The sequence below is a fragment of the Streptomyces sp. NPDC127097 genome (genome assembly GCF_042724075.1).
Lineage (GTDB): Bacteria > Actinomycetota > Actinomycetes > Streptomycetales > Streptomycetaceae > Streptomyces.
Genome location: NZ_JBHXFI010000043.1, coordinates 21654 through 35109 on the forward strand (window position 1 = coordinate 21654; position 13456 = coordinate 35109).

A 13456-nucleotide genomic window follows, 5' to 3' on the forward strand; every position below is an offset into this window, starting at 1 on the left:
AGGCGTGATGTGCTGCCGCCATACATGCGGACCTGCCAGTGCCATGAGCGAGGCTGCCGCTGGCACCCCCGCCACCGCGGTTGCGCCGGCCCTGTCCGTTTGCTTCTCGCCCGCGAACGCGGCGGACGGCTCTGGCGACTTGCCGATGCATGTACGGCCTGCGCGTCGGTGACGGAGCAGGCCGCCGTGGTTCCGGAGGTTTTCATGCGTGTGGTCATGACGTCGTCGGGCAAGGCCTCGCGGCGTCGCAAACGACGACCCAAGGGGCCGGGTGACCAGATTCGAGTGCGGGAGATGCTCAGTTACCTGGCCGCCACCCTGCCGAGCCGCACTGCGGCTGCGGCCCGACTGCTCGCAGTGCAGTGCGCACTGCGCATGGACTCGGAAGGGAAGGTCCGGTTGCCGGCCGGGGTGCTGCGCAGTCTTCGTATCGGCCGTGACCCGCTCCCCTGGAGTGAGTTGGAGCAGGCACGATGGCTCTGCAGAACACCGACTGCCCCTGGGGCTACCGACGGCGCGGTGGTCGCCCAGATCCTCGATGGGGTGTTGTTTGCTCAGTGTCCCGCACGCCCGGATCGTCAGAGTGCTGCTGACTGGGCCCTACGCATGGCGAGGGGCGGCCGTGCGGGCGCCAGCGACCCGCCCATGCGGCTGACCGCCCTCTGCCTTGCGGCGCACACAGACTCCTCTGCCGGTCGAGGGTGCGTCGAAGTGGACTTGATCGCACGTGAGGGCGGACTTGTTCCTGCGGTTCTGTTCCCTGCGCTCGACCAGTTGGCGACATCTTTCATCTCCTGGCGAGTTGCACCCGGTTCAGGAGATTTGTACTGGCAACTGCTACCTGGGTGCGATCTGCCTCAGCGGGCTACCGACCAATCCGAAAAGGTTGTGGCTTCGGAGGGCTGAGGCAATCCGGCGGCTGCCACACTCCGCTGCCTCGCTGCTCCGCCTTACCCCATGAAGAGATCGGTGACCGTGCTGGCCGAGCGGACCTGCTTGCAGCGCGGGATGACCGTATCTGCGCGATCGGTGCGTGAGCTCAGGCTCGACCACCTGCCGCCGATCCGGCCAATGCTTCCGAACACCAGCGCTGACACAAGAGTCACCGCGGTGACACGGGTGCAGTCGAGCACGCGATCGGAACTGATCGAGCCAGACGCAATCTGACGCATCGCCAACCACTTTGAGCCAAGGAGGAACTCCTACCCCTTCCGTGTCGGATACTGCTCTGGCTCTTCGAAGCTGCTGGTATATGCCGCCACGGGAGCAGGGGTCGGGAACGATTGTCGGGAGTGCGATGCAGCTGACCTACGCCAAAGTGATCAACTTCCGTGCCCTGGACAAGGCGGAGGTACGGATTGATCCGAAGACCACTCTCATCGTGGGACGCAACAACAGCGGCAAGACGTCGTTCGTCAACCTCTTCGAGAAGTTCTTTGGCGAGGACGACACACGGTTCGTGCTGGAGGATTTCTCCACCTGTCGCATCCCCGACATCGAGCAGGCACTGCAGATCTTCGCCGAGGCGCAGGGACACGCAGCCGCGGGCGATCAGGAGACGAGCGAGAGCCTGCTGGCCAAGGCGTACGACCTCGTCCCAGCCATCCGGTTGGAGCTCACGATCGAGTACGGCGAGGACGATGACCTCGCTCCTCTGGCGGACGTGATCCTGGACCTCGACGACTCCTGCTTCACGGTCAAGATCGAAGCGGTGCTGGAGGCAGCGAGGCCGCAGGAGTTCCTCAAGGACTTCTGGACAGCGAGTCAGAGGCAGAAGTTCGACCCCATCAAGTGGCTGCGCAAGAACTTCACGGACTACTTCTCCCCCGTCTATCGCGCGGTCAGCCCGGTGGACGAGAAGGTCACGAAGGAGATCAAGCGCAGCGCCGCACAGGCGATCATCTCGGTCAATTTCGTCTACGCGCAAACAAAGGTGGACGACACCCCGGGAGACAAGGCCCGCACGCTGTCCAAGACGTTCGAGACCTACTACAAGGTCAAGAGCGGCCCGGACGGCCGTCACCAGAGCGTCGAGCAAATCGAGGACGCCCTGACTGCCGCGTCGCTGGCGCTCGACAGCAGCTACGAGTCGCTTTTCGACCCCGTTTTTGAGGACCTGCGCAGCTTCGGGGTGGGAACCATCACGCCCGTCGAAAAGCCCCGCATCGTGTCCCTCATGGAGGGCTCGGGCATCTTGCGGGGCAGTACGCGGCTTCAGTATCCGTCTGGAGACGGCGGCTTCCACCTTCCCGAAGGCCACAACGGGCTGGGCTACAGCAAGCTGATCTTCACCATCCTGCAGATGATCAGTTTCCACCAGGCCTATGAGCGCGCCGCCCCGAAGCCGGCGCTGCAGGTGCTGTTCATCGAGGAGCCGGAGGCCCACCTGCACCCCCAGATGCAGGAGGTCTTCATCAAAAACATCCAGGACTTCATCAAGCGCAAAGCCCCATGGACGGTGCAGGTCGTCGTCACCACGCACTCCTCCCACATCGTCGCAAGCGGCGGCTTCCACGCGGTGCGGTACTTCGACCGCTCCGAAGCCGATGGCAAGGTCAAGGACCTCTCCACCTTCCAGGCCAAGGTCAAGGCGACCCCGCACGGCGACGAGACCCTACGGTTTCTGCATCAGTACATGGTGCTGCACCGGTGTGACATGTTCTTCGCCGACAAGGTGATCCTGATCGAGGGCACCGCGGAACGGCTGCTGCTGCCCGAGATGGTCCGCAGGTGCGCCGAAGGGCTCCTGCACCAGTACGTGTCGGTCATCGAGGTCGGTGACGCCTACGCCGTCCGCTTCAGGGAACTGCTGGAGTTCCTCAGCGTGAAGACCGTCGTCATCACCGACATTGACTCCATCAGTCCCAAAGATCAGAAGGCCTGCCCGCCGGACACCGATCAGGCGATCACCTCGAACTCGACGCTGAAGAACTGGCTTCCAAAGGAATCCAGCATCCCCAAACTCCTTGCCGCCGACCCTGCTGCCAAGGAGCACGGCCACGTGCGCGTGGCCTACCAGGTCCCTGAAAAAAACGGAGGCGTCTGCGCCCGAAGCTTTGAGGACGCCTTCATCATCGCCAACGCAGAGATCCTCGCCCGAGACCTCAGACATCTGGCGCTGAAGAGAGCCTTCCTGCAGGAAGTCGGGGCGGACCCCACCACGGCGGAGATCGAGGCCGGCGCGTTCGCCATCGCCAAACGGCTTTCCAAGCACAAGACTGACTTCGCGTTCGACGTCATGCTCCTTGAGGGCTGGGCGGTCCCCCGCTACATCGCCGAAGGACTTCAGTGGCTCGCCTAGACACCCTCGCGGCCGTTATTGAAGAGCTGGAGGCCCGGCGCAGCTTCCTCTTGGAAGCCGGAGCAGGTGCCGGCAAGACGACGACTCTCGTCCGCGCCTTGCAGCACCTCCTCAGCCACCGGCGCACAGAGCTTGAGGCAAGCGGCCGACGAATCGCCTGCATCACGTACACGAACGTGGCCAAGAAGAAGATTCTTGAACGCATTTCGGCGGACCCGCTTGTCGCTGTCGGCACCATCCACGAATTTCTCTGGAGCGTTATCCAGGCCTATCCGCGTGAGCTCTGGCAGCAGGTCCTCGACTACAACAAGGAGCTGTCCAAGCCCGAAGACATCGACGAGGTAGCCACTCCCCCAGTCATCGAGTACTCGGACCGGGGGCGGAAACTGAGCGAGGGGCGCATCTCCCACGACGATGTCATTGCACTGTCCCTCCGCCTCATTGCCGCCCATCCAAAGCTCATACGCATCATCACCAGCAAGTATCCCGTCATCTTCGTCGACGAATACCAGGACACCTCACCCAAGACGATCGAGCTGTTGCTGGACCATCTAGCAGGCGCAGGTCAGGTCCCCTGTGTGATCGGCCTCTTCGGCGACTCGATGCAGAAGATCTACCGGTCCGGCGTCGGCGCGGTTCAGCATGCAAAACTTACGCCGATCACCAAACACGAGAACTACCGGTGCTCGCGCCCGGTTATCGACGTTCTCAACAAAATTCGTCCCCAGCTCATCCAGCGGGCCTCCGGAGAACAGCAAGAGGGCGAGGTGCACCTGTTCCTCAACACCCACGCGTCTCCCGGCCCACCCCGGCTTGCTGCCGCAGAAGCCACTCTCGCAAGCAAAGGCTGGTTACGCGAGAACACCAAGTACCTCCTGCTCACCCACCGCGGCATCGCCGGCACGCTGGAGTACGCCAGCTTGCTGGAGCAGTACCGGCAGCTTGGCAGCCACGGCCCCGATGACCTCATGGCGCGCAACGAGCCGTACATCCAATACCTCACGAGGATCGAGGCGCTGTGCAGGGCCTACCAGACCAGGGACTTCGTGGAGCTGAATAGCTTGCTGAACCAAGGTAGGCGGCCCATCGCCAAGCATGCTGACAAGCGGACCATCAACGAGGCCATCCGCAGACTCGACACCGTGCGCACGACTGGGACCATCGGTGACGTACTGGACCTCATGGCCGATGGTCACCTCCTGGCCGTTCCAGGAAGGGTGCGGGATCTCGAACGCCGTAGAACTGCGACCGGCCTGGACGAGCGCCAACAGCGAAAGGCCGACTTTTCCAGCAACCTACGCGGAATTCCCTATCGTGAGGTCATCAGCGTCACCCGGTTCATCGACGAACTCACCCCCTTCTCCACGCAGCACGGCGTGAAGGGAGATGAGTTCGGGAACGTTGTCGTGGTCGTCGACGACTCCGCGTGGACGATGTACAGCATCGGCAAGATGCTCGCCGGCACCGACAAGCCCGACCGCACCGAACGGTCACGAAACCTGTTTTACGTCTGCTGCTCACGAGCCAAGCGCGGCCTGGCAGTGGTCTTCCTAAACGACCTGCCCGAAGGAGGAGAATCAACCGCTCGTGACTGGTTCGCTGCGGGGACTGTCCATCCCTGACACTCGATTGTCCGCCTCGTGGGCAGGGCGCGTGCGTTCTCACGCGGCGAGATGAGTGACTCGTGCGTGGACGTGCCCTGACGGCCTGCTTGTCCATACTTGGATGCGACGAACGCGACCCCTGATGATCAAGGTTCTCGAAGCGCTTCCCTGCTGCTCTGCTTGCCGACGTCACCTCTTGGTCCCGCCGCCACCGCTCTTGCGTGCGTACATAGCTCTCCACCGCCTCCGCCAGTCGGGGTAGTGCACGGCCGTCTATAGGACATACAGTCATGGGACGTGGAGAGTTGGGATACATCATCTCTGGATACCGAAGCTTGGGACGTATGAGCTAGGGCATGACATGCCAAAGCAACCCATCTTAGACGCAGCAGCAACCTTACGCACGTGTCCGTAGCCGGCGGAACGAACTCGGCAGGAGCCAAGAGGGTCTAGCCGATGACAGCGGCTTGCACTGGACGTTCATCGGGCAGGTGGAGCGTGTGCAGCGCAACGTCTCGCTGCACAACATCCTCAAGATTGCCGACGCCTTGCCGCTCTATCCGGCCGAGCTGGTGCACGGGCTGACGGCTCCGGAGACCGAACCCGCAGACACAACGAAATAGCGAGTCGCGATAAACAATCGGGGGACAACGTGGGGTACTGGAAAAACCGAGCCATCCAAATCGAGGAACAAGGCTGGGCTCCAACGGATGACGTATGGGTCTGCGAGCAGTGTGTCAACGAACCTTTCCTCGCAGCAATAGTCAAGGACGCAGCCCGCGAGGGTGAGGAATGTAGTTACTGTGGCGAAAGTCCGGCTGCCGAGCTAGACATCTTCGTCGACGCCTTCACTCAAGGGGTGTTTGCCCGGTACGGAGATGCGGAAGGGACACTGCCATACGACAGTGAGGACGGTGTCTACATCGGCTACACCCTAGACACTGACGAAATGGTCGGAGAGTACTGTCATATCTTCCGCGAGCCACTATTTCAGGAAGCAGTGGTCGACGCGATTAATGACAAAATCTGGACTGACTTGCATAGCTGGTACACCTCACCAAGCGAGGCCATCTCTACCGGTTGGGAACGATTCCGTGAAGCCGTCATGTACGAGTCTCGCTATGTGTTCTGGCAGCGCAAGGACTGGCAAGACCAGGAATACGACGCAGACGGCGTTCACCCTGCCAGAATCATGCAATCACTGAGCGAGCACATCGACGAACACAACCTGTACCGCACCGTTGAAGTAAGCGACACATTTTGGCGAGCCCGCACACGTACGGAGACTGAAGCTTCCTGGGGCGCAAAGGACCTGGGAACGGCAGGACGGGAACACGCGAAACAAGCGAACCGCATGAGCCCCGCCGGCATACCCATGTTCTACGGTGCCGAAGACGCAGACACAGCCGTGCGGGAAAGCCTCGTACGAACCTCAGACACCCATGTCAGTGTTGCCGCCTTCCGGGGAACGCAACGCTTCACGGTAGTCGACCTGACTGGAAGCAGGCTCCCCGAGCCCCCTTCTGAATTCGATGTCGAACGGCTTACTGAACGGTACGGCATCTTGTTCCTCAAAGACTTCACGAAAGATCTAACCAGAGAGGTCCGGCCAACTTTCGAGCAGATCGAGTACGTACCGACTCAGATCTTGATGGAGTACCTCCTTAAAGTGCACCACCCGAAGGGTGGGGGCAGTGTCGACGGCTTGATCTATACCTCTGCTGTGACGGGTAAGACCTGTGTCGTACTCGACGTGCCCAACAAGCGGTGCATCGATCGGGACGACGAAATCGAGCGCTTCGCAGATGACAAGCTCCACTTGAAGATTGACCCAGCATCGCTAAGCACGTTCAGGATTAAGCGAGAGTACGAGCCGTTGCCGCCAGCCGACAACGACCCGTTCGCGTAGCCACTGGAGTATCGGGGGAATGTGAGTCCGTCCACAAGCGCCTTAGTTATTGCCCTCGTTGGCATCGTAGGAACGCTCGCTTCGGCACTCCTCACCCAACGCAGCGCCAACAACAACAAGATGCGAGAACTTGAGCGGGCCGACCAACAACGGCGAGAAGAGCGTGCGTACCAAACCGAGCAAGCAACTATTGAGAGTCGGCGTGCCTGCTACGTCGGGCTGAATATCGCCGCCCGCTTGTACCAGACAGCGCTCACTAACTACCTTGTCGCCATTCGCTCCGGCGCCGTGACCGATGAGATACGCGCCGACGTGGACGAAATGCGACGAGACCACAGAGCTCGTCACGCAGAAGCTCAGATGCTCGTTCCCGACACTGTGTTAGTTGCAGCCGGAACCGTGAACGGCCATCTCGGCAACCTGTACGGAATCTTGCGACGAATCGATATCGATGAGCCTGAACAAGGTGAAACCATCGAAGCAGCCGCAGAGGTACGTAGAGACACATGGGAGGTCATATCTGAGATGCGAATTGTCATGCGGCGTGACTTAGGAATCGCTCCATAGATTTGGTGCGGAAGGAACAATTTTGAACTGGCACGGCATTGGCACCGCGGATGCCATCAAGCTCGGGGCTTCAGCTGCCGGCGTATGGGGCTTCCTGGTTGCCACCGGAAAATTCTGCAAGAGCCGCTATACAGCGACGCTCGGCAAGAGACGAAGAGTCAGGGAGCAGCTGAACCAACTGGCTGTTGGCAGCACACTAGCTCATGTTGAAAGCTTGTTTGGCGCGCCGGTCTTTGAGCGGAAAGCAGGCACGGACACCAGCACCTATGTCTATAAGACGGCATATGCCTGGGTTCAGGTACAGCACACTGCCGCGAAAGGTGTCGAGGCATTCTCTATCACCGTAGCGCGTAAGAGGTTCCGCTACAGCACGAAACACCTAACCTGGGATGGCCTACCAGTAAAACTGGGCAAGAGCACTTTCCGGGATCTCCCGGGCGTCGCGACCGGTCGAATCGTTCGCGTTGGCGCGAACAACTTCCTGTACGCCGAGTCCTACTATCTCGGAAACCCCGGCAACTATCAGCACTTCATTTTCTCACACAGCAATGCAGGGGTGGGAACTCTCGGGTATGCGCATATGGACGGCTACCCGATCGCCGAGGGCGAACTGACTGAAGACAAGCAGAACGAAGAGGTTCTCAACCACGAGGGCTTGACCGAGGCACGCGCAAAGACCGTCATCAACACCTTTTCTACGGGCGCGAGTTTTCTGCATCCAACACAGATTGGGTCCGGAGCGGACTGGGGAACGGTACGCGCGCTGCGCGACTAGCGCTTGAGCTGAGCGATGAGATTCTTGCGGTTCCGGATAGCATCGGCTGTAATACCGGCGGCCATGATCAATCAGCGGCCCAAGGTTGATGCGTTCTCAGGCTTCAAGATCGAGTAGTGGAGGGCGTGGTCGATTCGGCACCGGGAGTGGTCGGTCGCGGCGGTGATGTTCCTCCAGCCGGCCTGGCGGATGAGGCCGATGGTGAAGTGGCGGAGTGTTGCCATCGCGCGGGGTGCGGTGCCGGTACGGACGCGGGAAGCGTCCTCGGCGAAGGTCACATCTCTCACGTGGTGCAGGTCACATCTCTCACGTGGTGCAGGGCCTGGACCTGCCAGTGCCCGCGGATCAGTTCGGCGATCCGTTCCGGGGTGGCCTGCTCGGGAGTGAGGCTGGTGGCCGCGTAGACCGTCTTGATGGTGGTCTTGTCCGTCGTGCGGCTGGTGCGGCGGCGCTTGACCTCGATGGCCTGCACGGCGTGCGGGAAGAGAAGGCCGGGCTGGACGGTGCAGACCTTGAGCCGGCGGATCTCGCGTCGGCCATGGCCCTGTTCGCGGGTGCGGTGCTGCAGTGGGACCGCGCGCCAGGGCAGATGCCGCAGCTGTCGGCGGAGCTTCTTCTGGTTGCCCTTGACGACCAGAATGTAGTGCCCGCCCCGGGCGACGACGTGCTCGGCATGGCCGGTCTGGGTGTGCATCGCGTCGGCGGTGATGACGCATCCGCGCAGGTCGAGCCGTTTCAGCAGTGGGGCGAAGGCAGGGATTTCATTGCTCTACGCGGCGATCTGCCGCTGGGAGATGACGGCCTGGCCCTCGTGCAGGACGGCGGCGAGGAGGTGGACGGCCGTCTTCTCGCCGGTGCGGCTGCCGCGTACGGCCTTGCCGTCGACGGCCACCCCCACCAGCTCCACGGTGCCTTCGTCGGCCGGATCACTCGCGTGCCGGGCCAGCCAGGCGCCCACGGCGTCATCGAGGGCGTCGCCGTCCAGACGGGACAGCAAGCGGCCCAGCGTGGTGGCGCCGCCGAGCACCGCGAGCAGGCACAGGGCGAGCAGTGACCCCAGCTGGTAGCGACGTCCCTGCACCCGTAGTGGATCGGGAAGCCGGTCCAACACCTCCGACAGCGCCGCGAGTTCGGACAGCCCGGCAGGCAGGTGCAGCAGGTCGGCGTCCTCGCGGTGGCGCTGGAGAACGTCGATCAGGGAGGATGGCGCGCGAAGGCGAACCTGTTCGTGATCAAAGGCTTCGAGAACCTTGATCATCAGGGATCGCGTTCGTCGCATCCAAGTATGGATAAGCAGGCCATCAGGGGCGATGCGTGCGAACACCGTCCCGATCTTGCCGGTGCCCGCCACGCCCGCAGTGCGGCAATGCAGGTCGCGGCCCATCAGGCCATCGAGACGGAAGTCGAACTCGCGGGTGCGGTGCGCGGCCCGGACGATGCGCCGGTTGACGGCCAGGGCGAGGGCCCCGGCGAATTTGGCGACCGAGTGGGGCGAGTAATACGACACCCGGGCCACAGTCAGCCCATGTTCCTGTGCCGCGGCCAGGTCGATGTTGTTATAGCCGGTGGCCCGCTGGGCGATCATCCGCGTCCCGCCCTTGGCCAAGTGGTGCAGCACATCGGCGTTGAGGGTGTCGTTCACGCTGCTGAGCACCACCTCGTGGCCGGCCGCGGTGGGGGCGGTGTCCCGGTTAAGGAACAGCTCCAGGCAGCGCAGCTCGTGGCTACTGCCGAATGCCTGGTCGATGGCTTCCTGCAGGAGCGGCTTCTCGTCGGCGAGTACTCCGTACGCGATGATCTCCACGTCGCTTCCTCCTGCTGCTGGAGGCCTGTCCCACCAGCGACCCTAGGCGGCTTCCCGAGGCCCTGCCTGGGCTGGTTGGTCCAGTGCGGGGGACCTTCGGTCCTAGTGGTTGTTGCAGGTCGCCAGGAAGGCCCCCCCGCTGGGGCGGGCGCCTTCGAGCAGCCGTTGCAAAGGCGAGGCGGAAGCCCGTCCTACCAGGTCACCACGCACTATCGTGAGGGAAGGAAGGCGCCTGATCCGGGTGCGTCCGCGTGAGCCGGTCGGAGGTGACGATGAGCGGGGAACGGCCCGGGCGATCCGAGCAGCACCTGCCCAAGCTGCGGCTGGACGAACTGCTGGACGAGCTGCAGGCGCGGTCGAGGCGGCGCGGGGCGCCCAGGATCGTGTAGCGCTTATACCTTAAATCAGCCTGTGGGCGGCCCGGTTGATTGCTTGTTCACCTGATCTACTGAACTCCGCCGTCCTGGTTCGGCATTGCGCGGGAGCGGGTGGCAGATTCCGTGGTGCACGTCGGTGGCTCATTACCGGCGTCCGCCTCATGCCGCCGTCGGCGGAGCAGGAGCAAGCTGCGAGATGTCCAGGCGCCACCGAGGCGCTGTTGGGGCTGATCGTTCTTCGGACGTTGGCAGATGGGCTGTACGGGGCGAGGACCGCCGCACACCCTCCTGCAAGGGGTGTCTGCCTGTTTCTCGTCGGCACGAGGCTTCGGCGCTCGGGCGCGTGACACGCTCCCGAGAGACGGGAGCTTCTGTGTTCGCCCGGCACGCCCGGGTGGAAGGACAAACACCATGGTCGCGAAACGACCTGACGGCATTTTCCCGCGCATCGGCACCGACGCCTACGGTGGCCGCCTTGCGGAAGCCATCGAGAACACCTGCGCGGAACACGGGGTCGTGCCCCCTCCTCGGCAGGCGATCACCGAGGGACTGGCCACCGCTCTCCCGGACACGGAGATCAAGGGCCTGATCGCCAGCCGGAACAACAAGAAGGTGCTCAAGCCCTCGGCCTACCGTCTCGTGCAGGCTGGCGACGAGCAGGTACTCCTGCTGATGTGTGACGTCCATGGCGCTGCGGTAGTCCCGTGGGACCTCAACGACCGCACCGTCAACTGCTGGTCGCCGCCCGTCGCTGAGGCCAGCCAGCGCGTCAAGGACCTCATCGCCGCCGAGCTGGCGCTGCACGAGGCCAGGAAGGCCGAGAGGACTGCGGAGAAGGAGCGGGAGAGCTGCCGCCGCGCGGCCGGCGACGACACGTACGCCGCACAGGCCCTGGCGGCGGCCACGCAGAAGCACGAGGACGCCGAGCGCCGCGTGAGGCAACTCGAAGGCGAGCGCCAGGCCCTCCTCACCGCCCTCGGCGGCCGGCGGCCACGTCCTGTGGTCCGGGCCGCGGAGGAGGACGGGGAACCGAAGGCGGCGCTCACTCTCGCCGAGCAGCCGTACGAGGTGGCCGTCCACATGCAGCGGTACGCCGCCGAGAATCTGGAGCGTGCCGGCAAGACCCGCGGCTACGACCTGGCCGAGTCCCTCGTGGACGCGGGTCAGCTCTCCAAGGGCATGAACGTCCTGCAGCAGTGGCAGATCACCCGCCCCGACGGTACGGTGTCGAAGCTGTGGCGGCTGGCCGCCGTGACCGGGAACAACCGTGCGCTGGCCCGTCTCAACATCTTCCGTGTGCGTCCGGAACACCTGGTCACGGGGATGCCCCAGTCGCTCCTGCCCATGCCGAAGGGCAAGAAGGCCGATCCCGAGCTGTTGCTGCTGAGCCAGCGGGAGATCCTGAACCGGCTCTCCGACCGGCTCAACGAGGCCGCCGCCAAGCCGGAGCCGGAGGCGACCGATCCTTCGGTCCGGGCCCAGAAGATCGCCACGGTCTCCGCTGAGATCGTGATCGGCTGCACCAAGCCGGCGGCGCTGGAACACGTCCTGCGGACGCTGAACGTCAACGACCACCTGCGCGGCATCCAGCCCTACGACGAGGACGCACGCCTGATCGCCCTGTTCGCAACGCTCGTCGACGCCTACGCCAGGGAGTCGCTCCTCGCGGACGCGCTCGCCGAGGCGTTTCCCGACGCGCGCGGCGCGGATCTTCTCGACCTGGTCGGGGTACGCGACGCACTGACCGCCAACGGACCTCTCGACCCGCTCGAGCCGCTCGTGCCCGCGGGCGACGACATCTCCCCCAGCGTGCTCCGTGACATCGCGGTGCGCGCCATCACCGCGCTCGTGTTCCCCGAGATCCCGCCCGAGGCTCCGAAGCGGACAAACGCACGCACCGTCCGAGACACGGGGCGCTTCTGGCCGATCGTCAGGGGCACGCTGCAGGAGCCGGCGTGGAGCCAGACCAAGGCGAAGACAGCAGAGGCACGCACCCGCCTGTGGTCCGCCGCCATCGCCCAACTGTTCCTGCACCGGGGCAACATTCTCTCCGCCCTCGGCCTCTTCGGCGTCCCGGAGACCGCCAAGGGCGCCGGGCAGGACCCGCGGTCACTAAAGGTGCTCCTCCTCAGGTCAGAGGCCGGCGACGCGACCGCCTGGGCCGCCCTCGTCCAGCGCATGGCACCGGCGCTGATCCACGCTCCGCAGCCGTTCATCACCGCTGGCCAGGGCAGCGAGGCAGGCGAAGGACGCAAAGGTGTGCGGCGCACCCCCAAGAGCGCCCTCGCCGCCCTCACCCTGGCGTACACGGCACCCAACGCCCCGAACATCAGCCGGGCACTCCTCCTGGCGTTCGCTAAGGCCGTCCTGGAGCACCCGGACGCGACGCAGCCGCCCGAGGCGGAAGACGGTGAGCCTCTGGTCTGCTATGGGGAGCGGCACTGGGTGAAGGGCCGGACGCCGATCACCGCGGGGATGGTGATCGCTCCTGACACCGAGGGCCAGCCCACCCACTATGTCGCCGACAAGGCTTGGTTCGACGAGACGTTCCCCGTGGAGCTCAGCCGCCCGGCCCCGGGCAGCCCCGGATGCACCACCACGTCTCCCGGGGCCGGAACCAGCACGGATCCCACTGCCGCCGTGAACGGCGCTCCGCCGGCCGACCCGCACGACCAGCTGGCCACGCTGCGCCGGGAGCTGCCCGCTCGTGTGGAACTCGTCGAGAGCGGCTACCAGCAGGCCGTGGACTCCGCCCACACCCTGATGACGGATTTCGAGGAGGCGCACCGCCTGCGAGTCCAGCTCGGAGAGGACGCGCTCCCAGCCGAGCAGCGGATCGAGTGGATGGAGAAGCTGACGAAGGTCCGGGCCGCAGCCCAGGCCAGCGTGACGACGCTCGAACAGGTGGAAGCGCTGATCCTTCGGGTCTGACCGGCGCGGTAGAACCCGAGACCGGCATGTGCCGGCGGGCTTTTCAAGGCAGTTGAGGAGCCCGCCTCCTGTTCTCACCAGCCGCGTGACCGGGCGGTCATGCGGCTGGTTCTGGTTCAGCCACGTGCCGAGAGCGGGCAGACCCGACCGAGGCAGTCAAAGCTCGGTGAGAAGGCTCAACCTTCGGT

At 64.0% G+C, this 13456-nt stretch carries 10 protein-coding genes and 1 pseudogene; 7 read left to right on the forward strand and 4 right to left on the reverse strand.

Features of this window, described 5'->3' with window-relative positions:
- Positions 1-950 precede the first annotated feature (950 nt).
- Positions 951-1172 (reverse strand): hypothetical protein, encoded by a 222-nt coding sequence (locus ACFWJW_RS27170; protein ID WP_387246318.1) that lies wholly within the window; start codon positions 1170-1172, stop codon positions 951-953.
- A 125-nt stretch (positions 1173-1297) separates the two neighbouring features.
- On the opposite strand from ACFWJW_RS27170, the gene ACFWJW_RS27175 reads away from it, so the two are divergent.
- The 6 genes and pseudogenes from ACFWJW_RS27175 (at position 1298) to ACFWJW_RS27200 (ending at position 8156) form a co-directional block, all read left to right on the forward strand.
- Complete coding sequence (locus ACFWJW_RS27175) at positions 1298-3301, forward strand: ATP-dependent endonuclease (protein WP_387246320.1); 2004 nt, start codon at positions 1298-1300, stop codon at positions 3299-3301.
- On the forward strand, positions 3289-4923 hold the full coding sequence (locus ACFWJW_RS27180; protein ID WP_387246322.1) for a UvrD-helicase domain-containing protein: 1635 nt from the start codon (positions 3289-3291) through the stop codon (positions 4921-4923). The genes ACFWJW_RS27175 and ACFWJW_RS27180 overlap by 13 nt, the downstream gene beginning before the upstream one ends.
- A 401-nt stretch (positions 4924-5324) precedes the next feature.
- Positions 5325-5528 (forward strand): annotated as a pseudogene (locus ACFWJW_RS27185) (helix-turn-helix domain-containing protein); the annotation flags it as partial.
- Positions 5529-5557: 29 nt separating this feature from the next.
- Positions 5558-6814, forward strand: a complete 1257-nt coding sequence (locus ACFWJW_RS27190; RefSeq protein ID WP_387246324.1) for a HEPN-associated N-terminal domain-containing protein — start codon at positions 5558-5560, stop codon at positions 6812-6814.
- Between the two features lie 21 nt (positions 6815-6835).
- Positions 6836-7381, forward strand: coding sequence for a hypothetical protein (locus tag ACFWJW_RS27195; protein WP_387246326.1), 546 nt, complete (start codon positions 6836-6838; stop codon positions 7379-7381).
- Positions 7382-7403: 22 nt separating this feature from the next.
- Positions 7404-8156, forward strand: a complete 753-nt coding sequence (locus ACFWJW_RS27200; RefSeq protein ID WP_387246328.1) for an ETEC_3214 domain-containing protein — start codon at positions 7404-7406, stop codon at positions 8154-8156.
- 71 nt (positions 8157-8227) lie between these two features.
- Here the strand turns inward: ACFWJW_RS27200 and ACFWJW_RS27205 are convergent, their stop codons facing one another.
- The 3 genes from ACFWJW_RS27205 to ACFWJW_RS27215 are packed head-to-tail and all read right to left on the reverse strand — an operon-like array spanning position 8228 to position 9960.
- Positions 8228-8443 (reverse strand): hypothetical protein, encoded by a 216-nt coding sequence (locus tag ACFWJW_RS27205; protein WP_387246330.1) that lies wholly within the window; start codon positions 8441-8443, stop codon positions 8228-8230.
- Positions 8440-8916: an ISAs1 family transposase gene (locus tag ACFWJW_RS27210; protein WP_387246382.1), complete on the reverse strand. Its 477-nt coding sequence runs from the start codon at positions 8914-8916 to the stop codon at positions 8440-8442. Before ACFWJW_RS27210 ends, ACFWJW_RS27205 begins: the two co-directional genes overlap by 4 nt.
- Positions 8917-8925: 9 nt before the next feature.
- Positions 8926-9960 carry an NAD(P)-dependent oxidoreductase gene (locus ACFWJW_RS27215; RefSeq protein WP_387246332.1) on the reverse strand — a complete coding sequence of 345 codons (1035 nt, stop codon included), beginning with the start codon at positions 9958-9960 and terminating at the stop codon, positions 8926-8928.
- A gap of 788 nt (positions 9961-10748) precedes the next feature.
- Here ACFWJW_RS27215 and ACFWJW_RS27220 point away from each other — a divergent pair.
- Complete coding sequence (locus tag ACFWJW_RS27220) at positions 10749-13268, forward strand: hypothetical protein (protein WP_387246334.1); 2520 nt, start codon at positions 10749-10751, stop codon at positions 13266-13268.
- Positions 13269-13456 lie beyond the last annotated feature (188 nt).

Bases quoted from the DNA above. Each gene is read 5' to 3' on its own strand.
- ACFWJW_RS27170 (WP_387246318.1), bottom strand. From the start codon at position 1,172: ATGCGTCAGATTGCGTCTGGCTCGATCAGTTCCGATCGCGTGCTCGAC.
- ACFWJW_RS27175 (WP_387246320.1), top strand. From the start codon at position 1,298: ATGCAGCTGACCTACGCCAAAGTGATCAACTTCCGTGCCCTGGACAAG.
- ACFWJW_RS27220 (WP_387246334.1), top strand. From the start codon at position 10,749: ATGGTCGCGAAACGACCTGACGGCATTTTCCCGCGCATCGGCACCGAC.